Source organism: Clostridium sp. AM49-4BH (genome assembly GCF_003478335.1).
In the GTDB taxonomy this organism is placed as follows: Bacteria; Bacillota; Clostridia; order Lachnospirales; family Lachnospiraceae; genus Butyribacter.
Genome location: NZ_QUFB01000010.1, coordinates 16,466 through 38,185, shown reverse-complemented (window position 1 = coordinate 38,185; position 21,720 = coordinate 16,466). Strand labels below are relative to the sequence as shown.

Sequence of the window (21,720 nt, the reverse complement as noted above, 5' to 3'; positions counted from 1 at the left end):
ACAGGTAAGGAGTAACAGTATGAGTGAACGCGATCGTAATCGTGGCAAAGAGCGGTGGAAGCAGGAGAAAAGGAAGCGGAAAAAACGGCGTAAAAACAGACAACAGCTTGAAAAACAGCAAAATGTCAGCCGGCGCAAAAAAAGAGAAGTAGCCGCCTGGGAACGACTTGATAATACCGCCAACCTTTTTCCGGCTATTGCAACGCAGAATATGACTAACGTGTATCGGATCAGCGTGACGCTGTCGGATCATGTTGAACGGGATTTATTGCAGCAGGCACTGGATGAAGTACTTCCGGTGTTTGATACCTTTCGGGTACGTATGCGCAAAGGATTGTTTTGGAATTATTTTGAGACAAATTATAAGGCACCGCCATTGGTGGAATTAGAGGATAAATATCCTTGCAGTTATATTGAACCCTATGAAAATAACGGCTATTTGTTTCGAGTGAGTTATTATCGCAACCGCATTAATTTGGAGGTATTTCATGTGTTGGCAGATGGTATGGGAGCCGTTAATTTTTTGCGGGAATTAACGTATTGTTATTTGCGATTGGCACATCCTGAGACGGACTTCGGCGGACAGAAAGGTTTATCGGATCTGACGTCTTTAAGCACGGAGGACAGCTATGTCAAAAATTATAAGAAAAGTCATAACAAGGGTTATAAAACAGCACGTGCCGTAGAGGTTAAGGGAGAACATCTTCCGACCGGAGAACTTGGTGTGATCCATGGAAGTATGTCTCTTTCTGCAGTGAAACAGGTTTGTCATCAGAGGGACGTCAGTATCAATGAATATATGACGGCTGTATTTATTTACAGCATATACAAGGAGTATCTTAAGGAGAGCCCGTCAAGCCGTCCGATCGCGGTAGCGGTTCCTGTGAATTTGAGACCGTATTTTGAGTCTGTAACAACGAGAAATTTTTTCGTCATGGTCAGTGCGGTATATGCAGCCGATCGGACCGGGGAATCATTTGACAGGATTTTGGAATTGGTGACAATGAGTCTGCGTGAGCAGATCACAAAAGAACATTTGGAAGAATTGTTTTCCTATAATGTGTCCAATCAGAAAAACATTTTTCTGCGCTCAGTTCCAATGTTTATTAAAGTGCTTGCTATGCGTTTTGTATATCGTTCTTCGGCTAGAGCGAATACGAGTACGCTTACGAATATTGGAGCCTTTCAGGTACAGAAAGAATACGAGCCTTTCATAGAAAAATTTCATGGAATGATCGCTATGTCAACAGGACAGCATATTAAAGCGCTGCTTTGTTCTTATCGGGATGAATTAGTGTTAAATTTCAGTTCAACGCTGCGTGATGTATCGATACAGCGACGATTTTTCCGGAAATTAGTTGAAGATGGTATTGAAGTTACGATAGAAAGTAATGGGGTGTATTATGAGTGATCGAATATGTAAAAATTGTCGTCTTAGGATTGCGGATAATGCAAAAACCTGTTTGTTTTGTGGCCGGGTGTTGACCAAAGAATCTGACAATGTATTGGTTAATATGTATCCGGCAATATTCCACAAAACGCGTATGGCAAAGCGTATCGTATGGTCCTTTACGTTTGCTTTGATCTTAATACAGGTGTTACTCTTTGTGTTGAATTATTATTTGGATGCGGGACATCGCTGGTCTTTTGTGACAGCAGTGGTTTTTGCGTATGGAATTTTTTCGATGCACTATCTTACAGCATGGAATAAAAGCCATATTCGCAAGCTGTTTATTCAGACATTTGCAACGATTTTATTTTTGCTCTCATTAGATGCAGGGCTTGGTTTTCATGGCTGGTCAGTACAGTATGGTATGTCATGCAGCATATTAGTGCTGGATCTGTTTTTGGGTGGAGGAATGCTGATTAATCGCACTAATTGGACGAGTTATCTGACGACACAGGTGTATGCTATTGCGTTAGCAGTGATCAATCTTTGCATTGGTATTTTTGCCAAAGAAGGAAATCCGCTGCTTGCTTGGATCGTACTGTTAGTTACCCTTGTGTTGTTTGGTGTTGCGGTACTTGCCGGTTCCCGCAAGGCGAAGAGTGAGCTGCGAAGGCGTTTTTATATATAAAGGATGCGAAACGATCTGCGTATGGGTGGTGTTAGGATAAAGCAGTGACAATTTACGGTTAAAGTGGAAAGATTATGATTCCCGGATGGGGATAAAGTATATGGAGGTAGCGTGTGCAAGAGCAGAGTTTCAGGCAAAGTTAGTAAAAGAATGTATTCGGCTGGCGGCAGGAAACCGTTTGATCGGACCGAAGATCAAGATGGGAGAGTTGCAGCGGCATCTGGTTGATAAGGAACCGTTATGGCGTAAGCCGGAGGATGTGCTTTGGGAACGGAAAAAGCTTGCAAATTGCACGATTGAGGTGGTGCAGCCTCCGATTCCCGGCAAATACGCATTGCTCCAATTGCACGGTGGGGGATATGTGAATCCATTGCGCAATATTTATCGAAGTTTTGCTTATAAATATGCAATGATGTGCGGTGGAATGAAGGTGTTTAGTACGGATTACCGGGTGGCACCGGAACATACTCATCCATCGGCGCTGCTAGATGCCATTGCATCTTATGAAATGATTTTGGATATGGGTTATACGGGAGATCAAATCTTTGTAGCGGGCGATTCTGCGGGAGGTGGTCTTGCGGTAGCACTCTGCATGTGGCTGCGTGAACATGACAGACCAATGCCGGCCAAGCTTGTATTGATGTCCCCCTGGTTGGACATGACAGCGTCCGGGGGTTCCTACACGGACAATTATGACAAAGATCCGATGTTTGGCGGGACGAAAGAAAGTATGATCTATCGAGGAGATTATCGAGATGATCATGATCCGAAAGATCCATATCTGTCGCCGTTGTTTGGGGATTTTTCCGGCCTGCCGCCTATGTTGATACAGGTAGGTGAGATTGAAATGCTGCGAAGTGATGGCGAGTGCGCTGCACAGAAGGTACAGCAATGCGGTGGTCGGGCAACGGCACAGTGCTATGCCGGAATGTTTCATGTATTTCAGATGGGATTGTCACAAATACCGGAATCGGCAACGGCGTGGGAGGAAGTACAAAAGTTTTTAGAGGGAATGCGTGCAGAAAGTGATGAATAGACTGTAAAAAAAGCATGGCAGTTCAGAAACTGCAGCCGGCATTATTTTAGTTAGAAAATGAATCGGCTATGTGCGAAAGCAGGTTATCAGTGAAGCATGGAACAGTTAGAGTGGTACATTACGACGAAATATCAGCAGGAGGGTCCGTATCGGGAAGAGAGACGGATCCTTCTGCTTTATCGTGTCCGTATACAGGGACAGATGATGGGCATGAACGAGAGATATTATGGCAGAGCCGCATCGCCGAAAGACAACAGGAAATTTGGAGATGTGCCATTTATCTAAGACTATCCAGAGAAGATGAGGGAACCGCCATTGAGAGTAACAGCATCAGAAATCAGCGCGTACTGTTGATGGACTATATTGCGGCAAGACCGGAGCTTTGTTTTACAGGCGAATGGGTTGACGATGGGTATAGCGGAAGCAGTTTTGAAAGGCCGGCGTTGCAGCGAATGCTGCAGGCTGCGAGAGAGGGAAAGGTAGATTGCATTCTTGTCAAGGATCTATCTCGTTTCGGACGAGAGTATATACAGACCGGATGGTATTTGAAAAAGTGGTTCCCGCAGTGGGGGATACGTTTTATTGCGGTGGCGGACCATTACGATAGTGCTAGTGCTTTGTTTGGTGAAAAGGCGTTGTTGCTTCCAATCCTCAATTTGATGAATGATGCTTATTGCAGAGATATTTCCAGAAAGGTCAAAAACAGTCAGGAGGCCAGACGCAGGCAGGGAGATTACGTAGGTGCTTTTGCACCGTACGGTTATCAAAAAGCGATGATCAATAAGCACAAATTAGTTGTCGATAGGCAGACGGCAGATGTTGTACAAAAGATATTTCATTGGAAAAATGCAGGGCATTCCGCGGAAAAGATTTGTGCGTTTTTGAATGTTTTATTGATCCCATCGCCGTACGTATATAAGAAGATAAGCGGGCAGTCTTATAAGTCCGGTTTCGTGGACAGAAGAAAACAAAATAGTTTATCGAATATGACTAACAATAAGGACGTAAATGAAACAAGTGGTCAATCTTGCCTGTCCGATAATACGGACATACAAAAAGTGCTCCTATGGTCGCCGGTCGCAGTTCGACGTATTTTGAAAAATCAAATATATATTGGGATCCTTCAACAGGGAAAAACGAGAAAGATCAACTATAAACTGGCACAGAGATGTAAAGTGCCACCTGAAGAATGGATCAGTACGGATAAGGCGGTGCCGCCGATCATTGAAGAATCTTTATTTTGGAAGTGTCAGAGCAGATGAATAATATATTGTGTCAGCGTATAGGAATTTATGCAAGGCTTTCCGTTCGAAATACGGAGAGAGAGGAAATGTCAATCGAGAATCAATTGTTACTGGTTGGTCAATATTTGGATCAACATACCGAATGTCAACAACGAAAGGTTTATGTGGACTATGGGTACAGTGGAACAAACTTTCAAAGACCGGAATTTCAGCAGATGATAGAGGATTGTCGTTTGGGATTGTTAGATGCAGTTATTGCAAAGGATCTGTCCAGACTGGGGAGAGAACATCTGCAATTGGGATGGTATCTGGAATACTTCTTCCCGGCAAATAATGTGCGGGTGATTACCGTGACGGATCATTATGACAGTGCAAGACTTACGGAACAGATGCTTATCGTTGGATTGAAAAATTTATTAAATGAATGGTATGCAGTAGATACCGGATACAAGGTACGGCTGGCGAAACGTCAGCAAAGGGAACAAGGAAATTTTATCGGTGCCAAGGCTCCATATGGATATCGGATCTGTTACCGGAATGGCAAGAGAGTATTAGAACCTGATCAGACGTTTTCTGTTTTAACAAACATACAGAATATGAGAAGAGCGGGACAATCTTCCGTGCAGATTGCAAATAAACTCAATGAGGATCACATAGCGACACCGGAGATATATCGTCGCACCGGAAATTTAAGAATACCGCAGGATCAGACAACAGATAAATGGTCAGGGGCGATGGTACGAGGTGTTTGGAACCATAAGCATATTGCATGTTGTTCGAACACCAGCGGGGATAACGACACGGCTTAGTACAATTTCACCGGTTTCTTCTACTGTTTTGATTTCCTCTTCGGGAATTTTTGGCGGGTATTTTTCGTATAGCGTATGAGGCGGTATTACAAACAGTTCTTTGTTGGCTTCCGGTGTGTTGGGGGTTGGGATCAGAGTTGTATTTTGTAAAGCGGTCTGTCCGGATAAGATTTCAGCACCGCTGATTTCTACCGGTTCAAAATTTGGAGCAGTTATTTGGATCGAATACGTAGAATATGGGCGATCAGTACCCGGCATCATGCTATACTCCAATGGCGGTGCGGGCAGAGTGATCAGATCACTTTTGCCGGCACTGTTTGTTTCGGTTTCTTCAATTATATCGTTTGCATCATTGATATTACGGATCTGTATCTTGGCTCCGGCAATCGGTCTGGAGGTTCGGCGAGATGTGATATTTGCCTGAAAAAAACCTTTATCCGGCATATCTTTTGCTGCATATAGATCGTGAGACATAGAACCTCATTTCTGTGATTCTTTAAAAATCACACATAGTTTTGGATTATTGTATGCCTCTTGTCAGTCAGGAGTGAAAGATTGAAATAATATTTTCAGTATGATATAGTTGGTAGAAATGCTGCAATTGCGGCACAAACAGTATTAAAAACTACGGAATTGCAGATAACCTGCGAATTTGGCAAAATGGTCTGCGCGGACATCTGTAAACAGAAAAGAGGATTAACATGGAACAGATCAAGATTAAATATTTTACGGACAAGATCGATAAACTTGCTTATATCGATGGGAAAAGTGATTGGATCGATCTGCGAGCTTCTGAAGAAGTTACATTAAAACAGGGTGAGTTTGCTTTGGTGCCACTTGGTGTGGCAATGGAACTTCCCAAAGGATATGAGGCACATATCGTACCGCGCAGCAGCACCTATAAAAATTTTGGCGTGATACAGGCAAATCATTGTGGTGTGGTAGACGGATCTTACTGCGGAGATAACGATATGTGGCGTATGCCGGTCATTGCAATGCGCGATACACAGATTCATGTAAACGACAGGATCTGCCAGTTTCGTATAATGAAAAATCAGCCGGAAATCTTATTCGAGGAAGTAGAACATTTGGAGGGCAAAGACAGAGGCGGCTTTGGAACTACCGGAAAACAATAACGAGTAGGGAGGACATTATGGATAAGAAAAAGATATTGCAGCATTTAGATCATACATTATTAAAACAGGATGCTACATGGGAGCAGATCAAGACACTTTGCGATGAGGGAATGCAGTATCATGTGGCAAGTGTGTGTATTCCACCTTGTTATGTCAAAGAGGCACGTGATTATGTCGAAGACCGCTTGAAGATCTGTACGGTGATCGGTTTTCCAAATGGCTATCAGACAACAGCTGCGAAAGTGGCAGAGACGAAAGAGGCAGTGGAAGATGGTGCGGATGAAATTGATATGGTGATCAATATCAATCGTGTGAAGGATGACCGCTTTGAAGAGGTACTGCAGGAAGTGAAAGAAATACGGGCAGCCTGCGAGGGGAAAGTCTTAAAAGTCATCATTGAGACTTGTCTTTTGACCAAAGAGGAAAAGCTCAAAATGTGTGAGATCGTTACAAAGGCAGGGGCGGATTATATTAAGACTTCAACCGGATTTTCGACCGGAGGGGCTACGTTTGAAGATGTGGCACTGTTGCAAAAATATGTAGGAGATTCAGTGAAAGTCAAGGCTGCAGGAGGAATCTCATCGTTAGAAGATGCAGAGCGTTTCTTAAGGCTGGGGCTGACCGCCTTGGAACAAGCAGATTGATCGCACTATGCAAATCGACGGATTAACTATTGCATGAGGAGCATAACGAAATAAGTTTGCATCACCCAACACTTGACACAAAAAGTGATTCTGTATAAACTATAATGTGATGCGTTTTAAGATTCTTTATAAAATGCAAATTTTGATGGTAATGCGTTCTTTATGGCGTACAGAGAAAAGACCGCAGAATGGAGGTTCCAATGAATTATAAGGTAGCCGTGATACCTGGTGATGGTATCGGTCCGGAAATTGTCAGAGAGGCAAGAAAGGTATTAGACAAGGTTGGACAGAAATATGGTCATGAGTTTACATATCAGGAGCTGTTAATGGGTGGATGTTCCATTGATGCTTATGGAGAGCCGTTGACCGAGGAGACACTGGAAGCTGCGAAAGCAAGCGATTCCGTGTTGTTAGGTGCCGTGGGCGGCAACGTCGGACAGTCTAATTGGTATCAGCTTCCACCGGATAAACGACCGGAGGCAGGATTACTGAAGATTCGTAAGGGACTGGAATTATATGCTAATATTCGTCCGGCTGTGTTGTTTGATGAACTTAGCGGTGCATGTCCGTTGAAACCGGAACTGACAGAGGGTGGATTTGATTTTGTGGTAATGCGTGAGCTTACCGGCGGTCTGTATTTTGGAGATCGTAAGACGGTTGAAGAGAATGGTGTTAAGAAAGCGATCGACACGTTGACGTATGATGAAAATGAAATACGTCGTATCGCCAAATGGGGATTTGATGTCGCAATGAAGCGTGGTAAAAAGGTTTGCAGCGTGGATAAAGCGAATGTTTTGGATTCTTCCCGTTTGTGGAGAAGTGTTGTCGAGGAAGTGGCAAAGGATTATCCGGAAGTGGAACTTACTCATATGTTAGTAGATAACTGTGCGATGCAGCTTGTGCGTGATCCAAAGCAGTTTGATGTGATCCTTACAGAGAATATGTTTGGTGATATTTTATCAGATGAGGCAAGTATGGTGACCGGATCGATCGGTATGTTGTCTTCTGCAAGCCTTGGTGCAACGAAGTTAGGTCTATACGAGCCGAGTCATGGATCTGCACCGGATATTGCAGGACAAGATAAGGCGAATCCAATCGCAACTATTTTATCTGCAGCGATGATGCTTCGTTATTCCTTTGATCTGGAAAAAGAAGCCGATGCGATCGAGAATGCCGTGAAGCAGGTACTTAAAGACGGATATCGTACGATCGATATCATGGACGAGGGAAAGACGCAGGTCGGAACAATACAGATGGGTGATCTGATCGCAGATCGTATTTAATAGAACATAAATACACAAGGTAGATATTGGTGCCTGCAGATTCAAATGGCAGGTCTGGAAAGGAATAAGTGATTATTATGAGAAGTGATGCAGTAAAGAAGGGAATGCAGACAGCACCTCAGAGATCGTTGTTTAATGCATTAGGAATTACAGAAGAAGAATTGGAAAAGCCGTTGATCGGTATTGTGAGTTCTTACAATGAGATCGTACCGGGACATATGAATATTGATAAGATCGTTGATGCCGTTAAAATGGGTGTTGCTATGGCTGGTGGTACTCCAATTGTTTTTCCGGCAATCGCTGTGTGTGATGGTATTGCGATGGGACATACCGGTATGAAATACTCTCTTGTGACAAGAGATCTGATCTGTGATTCCACAGAGTGTATGGCACTGGCGCATCAGTTTGATGCATTGGTCATGGTGCCAAACTGCGATAAAAATGTTCCGGGGCTGTTGATGGCAGCTGCAAGATTGAATATACCAACAATTTTTGTCAGCGGTGGACCAATGTTAGCCGGTCATGTTCAGGGCAACAAGACATCGTTATCTTCTATGTTTGAGGCAGTTGGTGCTCATGCGGCAGGTAAGATGACAGAGGAACAGGTAAATGATTATGTTTGCAACGCTTGTCCGACATGTGGTTCCTGCTCCGGTATGTACACCGCTAACAGTATGAATTGTCTGACAGAGGCGATCGGTATGGGATTGCAGGGTAATGGTACTATCCCGGCTGTATATTCTCAGAGAATCAAGCTTGCAAAGCATGCAGGAATGAAGATCATGGAACTTTTGGAGAAAAATATCCGTCCAAGAGATATTTTGACAGAGCAGGCATTTATGAATGCGTTGACTGTAGATATGGCACTTGGATGTTCTACAAATACAATGCTTCATCTTCCGGCGATCGCACATGAAGCAGGCGTAGAACTTAACTTAGATATCGCAAATCATATCAGTGCAAAGACTCCGAACTTGTGTCATTTAGCGCCGGCAGGACATACCTATATGGAAGAGTTGAACGAGGCAGGCGGTGTCTATGCTGTTATGAATGAGCTGAGCAAGAAGGGCTTATTAAATACAGAACTTATTACTGCTACCTGTAAGACGGTAGGGGAGAATATTAAAGATTGTGTCAACCGCAATCCGGAAGTTATTCGTCCGATTGACAATCCATATAGCGAGACTGGCGGAATTGCAGTACTGCGAGGTAATATCGCACCGGATTCCGGCGTGGTAAAACGTTCTGCAGTAGTTCCGGAGATGATGGTACATGAAGGCCCGGCACGTGTGTTCGAATGCGAGGAAGACGCTATTGCGGCTATCAAGGGTGGCAAGATCGTTGCTGGAGACGTAGTAGTTATCCGCTATGAGGGACCTAAGGGTGGTCCTGGAATGCGTGAGATGTTGAATCCGACTTCTGCAATTGCTGGTATGGGACTTGGCTCTAGTGTAGCATTGATCACAGACGGAAGATTTTCCGGTGCATCGCGTGGAGCAAGTATTGGACATATTTCTCCAGAGGCAGCCGTTGGCGGTCCGATCGCTTTAGTCGAAGAAGGTGATATTATTGCAATTGATATCCCGGCAAATACGATTAATGTTAAAGTCTCTGATGAAGTTTTGGCAGAGCGTCGTGCAAAATGGCAGCCAAGAGAGCCGAAGGTTAAGAGTGGTTATTTGGCACGCTATGCGTCGATGGTTACATCAGCAGATAAGGGAGCAATTTTACAGATTCAGTAGAAGAGTGGAGGAAAGTCATGCAATTAACAGGTTCACAGATTGTGATAGAATGTTTGAAAGAACAAGGGGTAGACACAGTATTCGGTTATCCGGGTGGTGCTATTCTGAACATATATGACGAATTATATCGTCATCAGGATGAAATTAGACATGTCCTTACATCTCATGAGCAGGGAGCATCTCATGCAGCAGATGGATATGCCAGAGCAACAGGTAAAGTCGGTGTATGTATGGCAACAAGCGGACCCGGAGCAACTAATTTAGTTACCGGAATCGCGACAGCTTATATGGATTCTGTTCCATTGGTTGCTATTACATGTAACGTTGGCAAGGCGTTACTGGGTAAAGATTCTTTCCAGGAAATTGATATTGCCGGAGTGGCAATGCCGATTACGAAATACAGCTTTCTGGTAAAGGAAGTTGATAAATTGGCTGATACGATCCGTCGTGCCTTTACGATCGCAAAATCCGGCAGACCGGGTCCGGTCTTGATCGATATTGCGAAAAATGCAACGAGTGACAAAGCTGAATATGAGCCGAAAGTTCCGGAAAAGATCGAACGCAGCACAGAAAATATTGACGATGCTGTTATTGATGAGGCAATCAAGGTACTGCGCAATGCCAAGAAACCGATGGTATTCGTTGGTGGCGGCGCTGTGATCTCAGGTGCGGATAAAGAACTTAAGGAATTTGTGGAAAAAGTAGACGCACCGGTAACGGATACGTTAATGGGTAAAGGTGCATTTCCGGGTACCGATGACCGATATGTGGGAATGCTTGGAATGCATGGAACAAAGACTGCCAATTTAAGTGTTTCAGAGTGCGATGCGCTGGTAGTTGTTGGTTCCCGCTTCTCTGATCGTGTGACAGGCAATACGGCAAACTATGCGAAGAATGCAACGATCATTCAGATTGACATTGATGAAGCGGAGATCAACAAGAATGTATCGGTTGATATGAGCATTATTGGTGATGTGAAAGCTGTTTTGGAGCGTATGAATGAGCGCATGGAACAGATGTATCATAAAGAGTGGATGGATAAGGTGATGGCAAGAAAGGATGCACTGCCAATGACTTATTCTGAGGAGGGATTGACTTGTCCATATGTTATGGAGAAGTTGGACGAGTTGACAGACAGTGATAAGACGATCATTTGTACGGAAGTCGGTCAGCATCAGATGTGGGCGGCGCAGTATTACCACTATACACATCCACGCACACTGATTACTTCCGGTGGCCTTGGAACAATGGGATATGGATTGGGTGCATCACTGGGTGCACAGGTCGGCTGTCCGGATAAACGTGTTATTAACATTGCCGGAGATGGATGCTTCCGCATGAACATGAATGAGTTAGCAACTGCAAGCCGTTATAACATTCCGATTATTGAGGTTATTATTAACAATCAGGTGCTTGGAATGGTTCGCCAGTGGCAGACGTTATTCTATGGAAAACGTTATTCGCAGACGGTACTGAATGACAAAGTTGATTATATCAAACTGTCTGAGGCACTTGGGGTGAAAGCAATCAGAGTTACAAAGAAGGAAGAGGTTGAGGGAGCAATCAAAGAAGCACTTTCTACGGAAGGACCGGTTGTGATCGAGGTTGTGATCGAGAGTGATGATAAGGTATTCCCGATGGTTGCACCGGGTAAGAACTTAGAAGACTGTTTTGATGAGAAAGATTTGCAAAAACAGCAGTAAGCGTGTTAATCCTGGTATAGTCTGACACGAAGTTCGAGTAGGCTTTAGTGGAAGAGTTGAATGTTTTGATATTCATGATACATAGCAGGGTTTCATATATTTACAAAGTGACAAAAGGAAAGGGGATTCCCGGACCGTTTTGGTTTTTGCGTAGTATGCGCCGCAAAAATTCAATAAAAATATGCGTATACAGAAATGAGGAGAAATATGAGCAGAGTTTATAATTTTTCAGCAGGACCGGCAGTATTGCCAGAGGAAGTATTGCAGGAAGCAGCAGATGAGATGTTGGATTATCAGGGTTCCGGCATGTCCGTTATGGAAATGAGTCATCGCTCAAAGGTGTATGATAATATTATCAAGACCGCAGAACAGGATCTGCGTGATCTGATGAATATTCCGGATAACTACAAGGTACTCTTCCTTCAGGGAGGTGCTTCACAGCAGTTTGCAATGATTCCGATGAATCTGATGAAGAACAAGGTCGCTGATTACATTGTAACCGGACAATGGGCAAAGAAGGCATGGCAGGAAGCTTCCAAATATGGTAAAGCGAATAAGATCGCTTCCTCCGAGGATAAAACATTCTCGTACATCCCAGACTGTTCGGATCTGCCGATCTCCGAAGATGCCGACTATGTATACATTTGTGAAAATAACACAATTTATGGTACGAAATACAAAGAGCTGCCAAACACAAAGGGTAAGACATTAGTTGCAGATGTATCTTCCTGCTTTTTGTCAGAACCGGTAGATGTCACAAAGTATGGCGTGATTTATGGCGGTGTACAGAAAAATATCGGACCGGCAGGTGTTGTCATTGTGATCATCCGCGAGGATCTTATTACAGAAGATGTTTTGGAAGGTACACCAACAATGTTACAGTACAAAATACATGCAGATGCACAGTCTCTGTATAACACACCACCGGCATATGGTATTTACATTTGCGGTAAGGTATTTAAGTGGCTCAAGAAAATGGGCGGCTTAGAGGCTATGAAGAAGCACAACGAAGAGAAAGCAAAGATCCTGTATGACTTCTTGGATCAGAGTAAACTGTTCAAGGGTACGGTAGTGCCAAAAGATCGTTCTTTGATGAATGTTCCGTTTGTAACAGGTGATGCAGATATGGATGCTAAGTTTGTCAAAGAAGCAACAGAAGCTGGTTTTGTTAACTTGAAAGGTCATCGTACCGTAGGTGGAATGAGAGCCAGCATTTACAATGCAATGCCAAAAGAGGGCGTAGAGAAGTTGGTTGAATTTATGAAGAAGTTCGAGGAGGAAAATGCGTAATGTTTCAGTATAGTTGCTTAAATCCGATCGCACAGATTGGCTTAGATGGTTTTGATGGACAATATGAAAAGACAGATGATGTGAATGCGGCTGATGTAGTGCTTGTTAGAAGTGCAGCGATGCATGATATGGAGCTTTCTGATAAGCTCTGTGCTATCGCACGTGCCGGTGCCGGTGTCAACAATATTCCATTGGATAAATGTGCGGATCAGGGTATCGTTGTATTTAACACACCGGGTGCAAATGCTAACGGTGTAAAAGAGATGGTGGTATCCGGTATGCTTTTGGCTGCCAGAGATATTGCAGGTGGAATGCAGTGGGTTAAGGACAACGCTGACGATGAAAATATTTCCAAATCCATGGAAAAGGCAAAGAAGAATTTTGCCGGTACAGAGTTAAAAGGCAAAAAACTTGGTGTTATCGGACTTGGAGCTATCGGTGTGTTAGTTGCTAATGTGGCAAGACATTTCGGAATGGAGATCTATGGTGTAGATCCATTCTTATCCGTTAATAATGCGTTATCTCTTTCCAGAGATGTTACCGTTGTAAAATCTTACGATGAGCTGTATCAGGTATGTGATTATATTACAATTCATGTTCCTTATATTCCTGAGACAAAAGGAATGCTCAACAAGGAAGCTTTCGATCAGATGAAGGATGGCGTTGTTATCTTGAACTTTGCACGTGATCTTTTGGTAAATGATGATGACATGAAAGCTGCTTTGGAGTCTGGAAAGGTGCGTCGTTATGTAACAGATTTCCCAAATCCAGCCGTTGTTAAGATGCCGAATGTGATCGCAACACCGCATCTCGGTGCCTCTACAGCAGAGTCAGAAGATAACTGTGCCGTTATGGCAGTACATGAGCTTCGTGAATTTTTAGAGAATGGTAATATCATCAATTCTGTAAACTATCCAAATTGTAATGCAGGTGTCTGCAATACAGAAGGACGTATTACAGTTGCACATAAAAACATCCCAACGATGTTGACACAGTTTACCAATGTATTTGCTGAAGAAGGAATTAATATCGCACATATGACAAATAAGAGCCGTGGTGATTATTCATATTGTGTATTCGATATTGATGCTGCTTCTTCAAAGGCATTGGAAGATAAGCTGAATGCAATTGATGGTGTATTAAAGGTACGTATCATCAAATAATGTAGTACATACATAATTTGCCGGATCGTTACTCTGAAAATTTTGGGGTAACGATCCTTTTTTTGAGAAGTTTTGATCTCGTATAGCAGTTGGAGGAAATGGACATGAATTATGAGGAAGCGCGTAACTATATTGCACATATTCAGGGAAATCTCGGAAGTGACTATTCGTTGAAGGAAGTCACAAGATTGGCGGAATATATGGATAGGCCGGATAAAAAATTACAGATTGTGCATATTGCAGGAACCAATGGAAAAGGGTCTGCAGGAAATTATCTGGCTGGTATTTTGGCGGCATCGGGATATCGTGTGGGACGTTACGTGTCACCGACAACGCATTATTTGGAGCGTGTTCAGAAATGGGAGCCATATACAGAGCAAGCAGTTACGATCTCAGCACAGGAAGCAGCAAAGCTGCTGACTAAATTGCGCGTTTTTTGCGAGCAGATGGTCAAAGAGGGATATCATCATCCTACAGCATTCGAGATTGAGACGATATTGGCAATGCAGCAGGGTGTGGACTGGAATGTGGATGTCATGTTAGTCGAATGTGGTCTTGGGGGAAGAATGGATGCCACGAATTTTATTACCGATCCGCTGCTTTGTATGATTACTTCGATCAGCAGAGATCATATGGCGATTTTAGGAGAAACGGTCACGGAGATTGCTGAAGAAAAATATGGGATCATTAAGAAGGGAGCACAGGTCGTATCTGCACCGCCTAAAGAATTACAGCCATTATTAGAGCGTGTATGTCGTGAAACCGGTGCACATTTGCATCTGGTGCAATCGGTGGGACAAGTACAGATCCATTCCTGCGAAGAGACGCAGTTTTATTATCGTGACCGGTCCTATGTGTTATCTACGCCGGGATTGTATCAGATTGATAATGCAGCACTTGCACTGGAAACCGCACAGTGCATGCAGTCGATTGGCTTTGCAAAGATCAACGAAGAGAGTATGAAACGGGGAATATATTCCAGCCGGTGGCCCGGCAGAATGGAAGTGATCTGCAAGAAGCCGATCATTTTATTGGACGGAGCACATAATGAGGATGCTGCCAAACGGCTTGCACAAAGCTTAGAAGCATATTATCCGGGACAAAAATGGCAATTTATTATGGGCGTTTTTGCGGATAAAGAGTATCAAAAAATGATTCATATTCTGCTTCCGTATGCCAAGCGTTTTTTGACCGTGACTGCACCGGGTCCCAGAGGGCTTGATAGCGGTAAATTGGCAAAATCGATATGGCAGACAGCACAGAAGTTTGGAGAGAACAGGTTATCTTTAGAAGATATACAAGATGTTCGCACGATGTCGGATGCGCTTTATCAGACATTACAGGTTGGAGAAAATACGATAATCTGTGGCTCGTTGTCCATTCAGGGTGCGGTACAGCGTTTTATGTCGGAAGCAGGTGAAATGGAGGAATAGAATGAGGGAACAAACCAAAAGAACAGAAATATATAAAAGAGCGTTATTGCTTGCGGTACCGATGATGATCCAAAACGGGATCACGAATATGGTGGGATTGGTTGATAATGTTATGGTGGGAAAGCTGGGCACAGAATCGATGACCGCAGTTTCTATTGTAGGACAGCTGATCTTTGTGTTTAACCTTGCAATATTCGGAGGAATATCAGGTCCGGGTATCTATGGTGCGCAATATTATGGACAAAGAAATGAGGAGGGATTTCGACATACCTTTCGTATCAAGCTCTGGATATGTCTCGCATGTGTTATTATAGGAACGCTTATTTTTATGACAAGTGGAGAAACCCTGATTAGTATGTATCTACATGGTGAAAGTGCGCAGATGGATGCAGCGCTTACCATGCATCTGGGAAAAGAATATATGACGATCATGTTGTTTACGCTGCTGCCTTTTAGTATTACGCAGGTATACGCCAGCAGCTTAAGAGAGACCGGATATAGCGTCAAACCAATGATTGCCGGGATACTATCCGTTATCGTTGATATCGTGTTTAATTACCTGTTGATCTTTGGCAAATTTGGAATGCCAAGACTTGAAGTAAAAGGAGCTGCGATCGCAACATTGTTAGCACGTATCGTTGAGTGCGTGATCGTGGTAGCGTGGGCACATTATGAGCGTAGAACACACAGTTTTCTGATCGGTATTTACCGAACGATGCGCATCCCTAAGGAAATATCAATTCTGATGATCAAAAAAGGTCTGCCTATCTTTTTTAATGAGTTTTTGTGGGCAGGAGGATTAGCGGCATTGACCCAGTGTTATTCAACCAAAGGTTTAGAGATTGTTGCGGGACTTACCATCTCTAATGTTATCTGTAACCTGCTTAATGTTGTGTTTGTTGCATTAGGCTCTGCCGTGGGAATTTTATCCGGTCAGACACTTGGAGCCGGGAAGTTTGAGAAAGCGAAAGAAAATGCGTTTCATTTGATGTGGTTTACCTGTTTTGTCTGTGTGGGCCTCACCGTTATTTTGATCGCTTTTTCAGGGATCTTTCCAAAAGTATACGATACGACCGAACAGGTACGGGGGTATGGTCAGAAATTTATTGTGATCACAGCATTATTTTTCCCAATACAGGGGCTGCTAAATTCCTTATATTTCACTTTACGTTCCGGTGGAAAGACAGTGATCACCTTTTTGTTTGATAGTGTATTTTCATGGGTCGTGACAGTGCCGGTAGCAGCAGTGTTGTGTTTAACAACGCCGTTGTCTGTGCTTGTGATCTATGCCATTGTTCAGTCGTTAGATCTGATCAAAGTCGCAATTGGCTATGGTTTGATCCGCAAAGGGATTTGGATCAGCACTATTGTCGACTGATAGTAAATTATGCTATGATAATGTAGTGTTGTTTTTTGACACGATCTTTATAGGATGACAGTAATATGGATCATTCTTTACCGGTTGTAAGGAATATTCACCGCAAAGTATGTGGTAGGAAGGTATGAATCATGCAGATAGGAACAAAACAATTTCAATTTGACGGACATCATGTATATGTGATGGGAATTTTGAATGTAACACCGGACTCGTTTTCGGATGGCGGCAAGTTTAATCATTTAGATCAGGCTTTGGCGCATGTGGAGGAAATGGTCGCGCAGGGTGCCGATATTATAGATATCGGAGGAGAATCAACAAGACCCGGTTATCAGAAGATAACCGTGGAAGAAGAGATCGAGCGTGTGACAGAAGTGATACGAAAAGTTAAAGAACGATTTGATGTACCGGTATCATTGGACACCTACAAGGCACCCGTTATGGACGCAGGACTGTCTGCAGGTGCAGACATGGCAAATGATATATGGGGACTGCGTTATGATGAGCTATTCGCACAGGAAGGCTGCAAATCTGTTTGGGAGATCGGTACGATGGCGGAGATCGTCGCAAAACACCACAAACCGGTCTGCATTATGCATAATCGTCCAAAAGCAGAATATGGGCATTTTCTGATCGACATGAAGAAAGATCTGCAAAGATCGCTTATGCTCGCAGATGCGGCAGGCATAGCGAGAGATCAGATCATATTAGATCCCGGTGTTGGCTATGGCAAAACATACGAGCAGAATTTGGCGGTGTTAGCACATTTAGATACTTTTTTGGATTTTGAATTGCCGCTTCTTCTGGCAACTTCCAGAAAATCGGTGATCGGTCTTACGTTAGATCTTCCGGTTGAGGAGCGGGAAGAGGGGACGATGGTAACGAGTGTGTTAGCGGCGTTGAATCATTGGGATATGGTCCGTGTGCACGACGTTGAGAAAAATGTACGCGCACTGCGTATGACAGAAAAGATCATGTCCTTACAATAAATAATGGATTTATGCCCTGACTATATTCACAAAAGGAAGGGGGACGTTCCGTGGAAGAAAACAGGATCAGAGAGCACTATGTGTTTTTTGGCAGAGTGCAGGGAGTTGGATTTCGATACCGCGCAAAATATGTTGCGAATGGTCTCAGAATTACCGGATGGGTTCGAAATGACTGGGATGGAACGGTTGAAATGGAAGCACAGGGAACGTTAGAACAGTTGAATCAAATGCTCAAATTGATCAATCAGGGAACCTATATTCAAGTAGAGGATCTTCGTCGGAAAACGATTCCGTTAGATCGGGAGGAACGAGGGTTTCATGTACGGTAATCTTGACAAAAGACAAGGTTTATGCTACAAAAAATGAGGCAATAGAGATAAGAAATGAGGTAGAAAAATGAAAGTTGCAAATTTAGTGGGATCACGTTTTAAGGAAAAGCCATCAGACTGTGTGATTGACAGCCATGCGTTAATGGTGCGTGGTGGTTATATGAAATATGTCGGCAATGGCATATATTCGGAGTTCCCGACATTGCGTCGTGTAACAAGCAAGATTGAGAACATTATCCGTCAGGAGATGGATGCTATTGACGGACAGGAAGTATTATTCCCTGTTGTGCTTCCTGCAGATTTATGGGATGAATCCGGACGTTACGAAAGTGTTGGCAGCGAGTTGCTGCGTTTTACAGACCGCAATGATGCACGAATGGTATTGGGAATGACGCATGAGGAGGCTGCTGTTCAGCTTGTCAGAGAATATGCACAGTCCTACACAAAATATCCGTTTATGATCTACCAGTTTCAGCGCAAATTCCGTGATGAGGCAAGACCTCGTGCAGGAATGATCCGTGTGCGTGAATTTACGATGAAAGATGCATATTCTTTCCATACATCCCAGGAAGATTTGGAAAAATATTATGATGTTTGTTATCAGGCCTACAATCGCATTTTCCAGAAAGCAGGTATCCCGGAAGTAGTTACCGTAGCTTCGGATTCCGGTATGATGGGCGGTAATATATCACATGAGTATATGCTTCTTACACCGGTAGGAGAAGATTCCATCGTTCTTTGTGAGGAATGTGATTATCGTGCCAATATGGAAGCAGCAGCAAACTGTGTTTCCGGTGACAAGATCGGGGAGCAGACAGAGCTTGCAATGATCGAGACTCCGGACTGCAAAACAATCGAAGATGTATGTGCATTCCTGCACAGTGATGTAGAAAGTTCCTGCAAAGCGGTTGTTTATCAGAAGGCAAGCAATGGCCAATTTGTCGTTGGCTTTGTTCGTGGCGATTATGAGGTCAATGAGACAAAACTGCGTAATCTGGTTGGCGAAGAGATCTATCCGGCAGAGATTACAGAAGATTCCTGCTTAGTAGCCGGCTATATCGGACCATATGCAATTTCGGAAGAAGTAGAATATTATTTGGATCTGACATTGCAGGGGATCGAGTCTATGGTTGCCGGAGCAAACAAAGAGGGTTATCATTATACAGGACTCAATTTAAATCGAGATCTGAAAGACGCAAAATATGTTGACATTGCAAAAGTAAAAGCTGGCAGTGTATGCCCATGCTGTGGCAAGCCTGCTATTACGATCAAACGAGGTATTGAAGTAGGTAATATCTTCCAGCTTGGAACGAAGTATACTAAGGCAATGAATATGACCTATACAGATGAAAACGGCGAGTTAAAGAATCCGATCATGGGCTGCTATGGTATTGGAGTTGGACGTATGGCCGCATCTATCTGTGAGGCGCATCATGACGAATACGGTCCAATCTGGCCAATTTCCATTGCTCCTTGGGAGGTAGAAGTATGTTGTCTGCGTGCCGACGACGAAGAATGCAAAAAGGTTGCGGATGACATGTATACCGGTCTGCAGGATGCCGGCATTGAGACAATATATGATGACAGAGATGTCCGTCCAGGTGCTATGTTCTCTGACGCAGATCTGATCGGTGCACCGATCCGTGTGGTTGTCAGCCCTAGAAATTTAAAGGAATCAAAGGTTGAGATCACAACACGTGATAAGGCAGTAAAGGAAATGGTTGACTTAGACAAAGCAAAAGAGTATGTCATCGCACTTCGTCAAAAATTGTTTGATGACATTGCCAGTCATGTTGAGGCATATCAGAAATAATGACAACTTCTTTTTGAAACTGACATTTTTGGCTTTTTTTGAAATGGACAGTTGACATTTTTGAAAAAATATTTTATAGTATTTCTTCGGGGACAGTAGTTGTCCCCGAATTACGGCGTGTGGCTCAGTTTGGTAGAGCGCTACGTTCGGGACGTAGAAGTCGCAGGTTCAAATCCTGTCACGCCGATGATACAAGGATACAGTAGGGACAGTAGTCAGAAGAATCCTTGGCAGGGGCGCCGAAGATCTTGAGCAATCAAGAGCTTCGGTTTTTCTTTTTCTTGTATTGAAATACATTTTGTTTTCGTGTAAAATGGTATCGGCTATAAGGATAAGGATGTTTTCAGACATTTTGACAGAATGGAGGTAACCATGTACAAGATTAATGACAATTACTTAAAATTACCAGGAAGTTATTTGTTTTCGACGATCGCAAAGAAAGTTGCAGCATATTCGTCGGCAAATCCGGACAAAGAGATCATCAAGTTAGGGATTGGTGATGTGACACAGCCACTTGCACCGGCGATCATTGAGCGTCTGCATAGTGCAGTGGATGAGATGGCACATGCAGAAACCTTTAAGGGATATGCTCCGGATCTGGGCTATGAATTTTTGCGTACTACGATCGTGGAAAATGATTATAAAGCACGCGGCTGTAAGATCTCTGCCGATGAGATTTTCGTCAGCGATGGTGCGAAGAGCGATTCCGGTAATATTGGAGATATTTTTTCAGTAGACAATAAGATTGCCGTATGTGATCCGGTATATCCGGTATATGTGGATACGAATGCAATGGCAGGCCGTACCGGTACTTATGATCCTAAGACGGAGAAATGGTCGGATGTGATCTATATGCCATGCACCAAGGAAAATGGTTTCTGCCCGGAATTACCAACAGAGACACCGGATATTATTTATCTGTGTTTTCCGAATAACCCAACCGGAACAACGATTACAAAATCCCAGTTACAGGAATGGGTTGACTATGCCTTGAAGGTTGGCGCAGTGATCATTTATGATGCAGCGTATGAGGCATATATTTCAACACCGGATGTTCCACACAGCATTTATGAGTGCGAAGGTGCTACCGCATGTGCCATTGAGATTAGAAGCTTTTCTAAAAATGCAGGATTTACCGGAACAAGACTTGGATTTACGGTGATTCCAAAAGAGTTAAAATGTGGAGACGTTACATTGCACAGCTTATGGGCACGCCGTCATGGCACGAAGTTCAATGGTGCTCCATATATCATTCAGGCAGCAGGTGCGGCAGTATATTCGGAGGCAGGTAAGAAGCAGACGGGTGAACAGATCGCATATTATATGAACAATGCTAAGACGATCCGTGATGGATTGATCTCTGCCGGTTATGAAGTGTTTGGCGGTGTAGATGCACCATATATCTGGTTGAAGACACCGGATAAGATGACTTCTTGGGAGTTCTTTGACTACCTGTTAGAGGAGCTTAATATTGTCGGAACACCTGGTTCCGGATTTGGTCCGAGCGGCGAAGGATATTTCCGACTGACTGCATTTGGCAGTGCCGAAAATACAGTTAAGGCAATGGATCGTATTAAAAATGGGAAAGCATAAATAGAAAATATTCACACGGCGGCGGAGAGTCGATCGATGCATGCAGTGAGACAATGAAAA

The 21,720-nt window shown here is 43.5% G+C and carries 19 protein-coding genes and 1 tRNA gene; 19 read left to right on the top strand and 1 reads right to left on the bottom strand.

Going from position 1 to position 21,720, the window contains the following annotated elements; translation table 11 throughout:
• Nucleotides 1-19 precede the first annotated feature (19 nt).
• From DW981_RS04495 to DW981_RS04475, 5 genes are all read left to right on the top strand, one after another.
• Nucleotides 20-1,411 (top strand): hypothetical protein, encoded by a 1,392-nt coding sequence (locus tag DW981_RS04495; RefSeq protein WP_022025485.1) that lies wholly within the window; start codon nt 20-22, stop codon nt 1,409-1,411.
• A complete protein-coding gene (locus DW981_RS04490; RefSeq protein WP_118506922.1) occupies nt 1,404-2,078 on the top strand; it encodes a DUF6320 domain-containing protein in 675 nt (224 codons plus the stop codon). Before DW981_RS04495 ends, DW981_RS04490 begins: the two co-directional genes overlap by 8 nt.
• A 100-nt stretch (nt 2,079-2,178) precedes the next feature.
• A complete protein-coding gene (locus tag DW981_RS04485) occupies nt 2,179-3,114 on the top strand; it encodes an alpha/beta hydrolase (RefSeq protein WP_118506921.1) in 936 nt (311 codons plus the stop codon).
• Nucleotides 3,115-3,203: 89 nt separating this feature from the next.
• Nucleotides 3,204-4,376 carry a recombinase family protein gene (locus DW981_RS04480; protein ID WP_182434133.1) on the top strand — a complete coding sequence of 391 codons (1,173 nt, stop codon included), beginning with the start codon at nt 3,204-3,206 and terminating at the stop codon, nt 4,374-4,376.
• Nucleotides 4,373-5,167 (top strand): recombinase family protein, encoded by a 795-nt coding sequence (locus DW981_RS04475; protein WP_147352605.1) that lies wholly within the window; start codon nt 4,373-4,375, stop codon nt 5,165-5,167. The genes DW981_RS04480 and DW981_RS04475 overlap by 4 nt, the downstream gene beginning before the upstream one ends.
• Here DW981_RS04475 and DW981_RS14875 read toward each other — a convergent pair.
• Nucleotides 5,084-5,641 carry a carboxypeptidase-like regulatory domain-containing protein gene (locus DW981_RS14875; RefSeq protein WP_147352604.1) on the bottom strand — a complete coding sequence of 186 codons (558 nt, stop codon included), beginning with the start codon at nt 5,639-5,641 and terminating at the stop codon, nt 5,084-5,086. The two genes, DW981_RS04475 and DW981_RS14875, sit on opposite strands and share 84 nt — an antisense overlap.
• Nucleotides 5,642-5,868: 227 nt before the next feature.
• Between DW981_RS14875 and DW981_RS04465 the strand changes: the two genes are divergently transcribed.
• From DW981_RS04465 to DW981_RS04400, 14 genes are all read left to right on the top strand, one after another.
• Nucleotides 5,869-6,303, top strand: a complete 435-nt coding sequence (locus tag DW981_RS04465; protein ID WP_118506917.1) for a dUTP diphosphatase — start codon at nt 5,869-5,871, stop codon at nt 6,301-6,303.
• A 17-nt stretch (nt 6,304-6,320) separates the two neighbouring features.
• Nucleotides 6,321-6,947: a deoxyribose-phosphate aldolase gene (gene deoC / locus DW981_RS04460; protein ID WP_347474504.1), complete on the top strand. Its 627-nt coding sequence runs from the start codon at nt 6,321-6,323 to the stop codon at nt 6,945-6,947.
• 200 nt (nt 6,948-7,147) lie between these two features.
• The gene (gene leuB / locus DW981_RS04455) at nt 7,148-8,230 is read left to right on the top strand and encodes a 3-isopropylmalate dehydrogenase (RefSeq protein WP_118506916.1); all 1,083 of its coding nucleotides are present in this window, start codon (nt 7,148-7,150) and stop codon (nt 8,228-8,230) included.
• Between the two features lie 77 nt (nt 8,231-8,307).
• Nucleotides 8,308-9,972, top strand: a complete 1,665-nt coding sequence (gene ilvD, locus DW981_RS04450) for a dihydroxy-acid dehydratase (RefSeq protein WP_118506915.1) — start codon at nt 8,308-8,310, stop codon at nt 9,970-9,972.
• Nucleotides 9,973-9,989: 17 nt separating this feature from the next.
• Entirely contained in the window at nt 9,990-11,675 is a 1,686-nt protein-coding gene (gene ilvB, locus DW981_RS04445) for a biosynthetic-type acetolactate synthase large subunit (protein ID WP_118506914.1), read from the top strand.
• A 207-nt stretch (nt 11,676-11,882) separates the two neighbouring features.
• Nucleotides 11,883-12,965, top strand: coding sequence for a 3-phosphoserine/phosphohydroxythreonine transaminase (gene serC / locus DW981_RS04440; protein WP_022025474.1), 1,083 nt, complete (start codon nt 11,883-11,885; stop codon nt 12,963-12,965).
• Complete coding sequence (locus DW981_RS04435; RefSeq protein ID WP_118506913.1) at nt 12,965-14,128, top strand: phosphoglycerate dehydrogenase; 1,164 nt, start codon at nt 12,965-12,967, stop codon at nt 14,126-14,128. The genes serC and DW981_RS04435 overlap by 1 nt, the downstream gene beginning before the upstream one ends.
• Nucleotides 14,129-14,232: 104 nt before the next feature.
• Nucleotides 14,233-15,561 (top strand): cyanophycin synthetase, encoded by a 1,329-nt coding sequence (locus tag DW981_RS04430; protein WP_182434132.1) that lies wholly within the window; start codon nt 14,233-14,235, stop codon nt 15,559-15,561.
• Nucleotide 15,562: 1 nt separating this feature from the next.
• Nucleotides 15,563-16,939 (top strand): MATE family efflux transporter, encoded by a 1,377-nt coding sequence (locus tag DW981_RS04425; RefSeq protein WP_118506911.1) that lies wholly within the window; start codon nt 15,563-15,565, stop codon nt 16,937-16,939.
• A 131-nt stretch (nt 16,940-17,070) separates the two neighbouring features.
• Nucleotides 17,071-17,925, top strand: coding sequence for a dihydropteroate synthase (folP, locus tag DW981_RS04420; RefSeq protein WP_118506910.1), 855 nt, complete (start codon nt 17,071-17,073; stop codon nt 17,923-17,925).
• A 50-nt stretch (nt 17,926-17,975) separates the two neighbouring features.
• Nucleotides 17,976-18,254, top strand: coding sequence for an acylphosphatase (locus tag DW981_RS04415; RefSeq protein WP_022025469.1), 279 nt, complete (start codon nt 17,976-17,978; stop codon nt 18,252-18,254).
• Nucleotides 18,255-18,321: 67 nt separating this feature from the next.
• Nucleotides 18,322-20,067, top strand: a complete 1,746-nt coding sequence (locus DW981_RS04410; protein ID WP_118506909.1) for a proline--tRNA ligase — start codon at nt 18,322-18,324, stop codon at nt 20,065-20,067.
• Between the two features lie 113 nt (nt 20,068-20,180).
• Nucleotides 20,181-20,254: transfer RNA gene (locus DW981_RS04405), tRNA-Pro, on the top strand.
• Between the two features lie 185 nt (nt 20,255-20,439).
• Nucleotides 20,440-21,660 carry an LL-diaminopimelate aminotransferase gene (locus DW981_RS04400; protein ID WP_118506908.1) on the top strand — a complete coding sequence of 407 codons (1,221 nt, stop codon included), beginning with the start codon at nt 20,440-20,442 and terminating at the stop codon, nt 21,658-21,660.
• Nucleotides 21,661-21,720 lie beyond the last annotated feature (60 nt).

Coding starts and splice junctions, on each gene's coding strand:
- DW981_RS04475 (WP_147352605.1), top strand. CDS start 4,373: ATGAATAATATATTGTGTCAGCGTATAGGAATTTATGCAAGGCTTTCC.
- DW981_RS04400 (WP_118506908.1), top strand. CDS start 20,440: ATGTACAAGATTAATGACAATTACTTAAAATTACCAGGAAGTTATTTG.
- folP (WP_118506910.1), top strand. CDS start 17,071: ATGCAGATAGGAACAAAACAATTTCAATTTGACGGACATCATGTATAT.
- DW981_RS04495 (WP_022025485.1), top strand. CDS start 20: ATGAGTGAACGCGATCGTAATCGTGGCAAAGAGCGGTGGAAGCAGGAG.
- DW981_RS04425 (WP_118506911.1), top strand. CDS start 15,563: ATGAGGGAACAAACCAAAAGAACAGAAATATATAAAAGAGCGTTATTG.
- deoC (WP_347474504.1), top strand. CDS start 6,321: ATGGATAAGAAAAAGATATTGCAGCATTTAGATCATACATTATTAAAA.
- serC (WP_022025474.1), top strand. CDS start 11,883: ATGAGCAGAGTTTATAATTTTTCAGCAGGACCGGCAGTATTGCCAGAG.
- DW981_RS04490 (WP_118506922.1), top strand. CDS start 1,404: ATGAGTGATCGAATATGTAAAAATTGTCGTCTTAGGATTGCGGATAAT.
- ilvD (WP_118506915.1), top strand. CDS start 8,308: ATGAGAAGTGATGCAGTAAAGAAGGGAATGCAGACAGCACCTCAGAGA.
- DW981_RS04435 (WP_118506913.1), top strand. CDS start 12,965: ATGTTTCAGTATAGTTGCTTAAATCCGATCGCACAGATTGGCTTAGAT.
- DW981_RS04430 (WP_182434132.1), top strand. CDS start 14,233: ATGAATTATGAGGAAGCGCGTAACTATATTGCACATATTCAGGGAAAT.
- ilvB (WP_118506914.1), top strand. CDS start 9,990: ATGCAATTAACAGGTTCACAGATTGTGATAGAATGTTTGAAAGAACAA.
- DW981_RS14875 (WP_147352604.1), bottom strand. CDS start 5,641: ATGTCTCACGATCTATATGCAGCAAAAGATATGCCGGATAAAGGTTTT.
- leuB (WP_118506916.1), top strand. CDS start 7,148: ATGAATTATAAGGTAGCCGTGATACCTGGTGATGGTATCGGTCCGGAA.
- DW981_RS04410 (WP_118506909.1), top strand. CDS start 18,322: ATGAAAGTTGCAAATTTAGTGGGATCACGTTTTAAGGAAAAGCCATCA.
- DW981_RS04465 (WP_118506917.1), top strand. CDS start 5,869: ATGGAACAGATCAAGATTAAATATTTTACGGACAAGATCGATAAACTT.
- DW981_RS04485 (WP_118506921.1), top strand. CDS start 2,179: ATGGAGGTAGCGTGTGCAAGAGCAGAGTTTCAGGCAAAGTTAGTAAAA.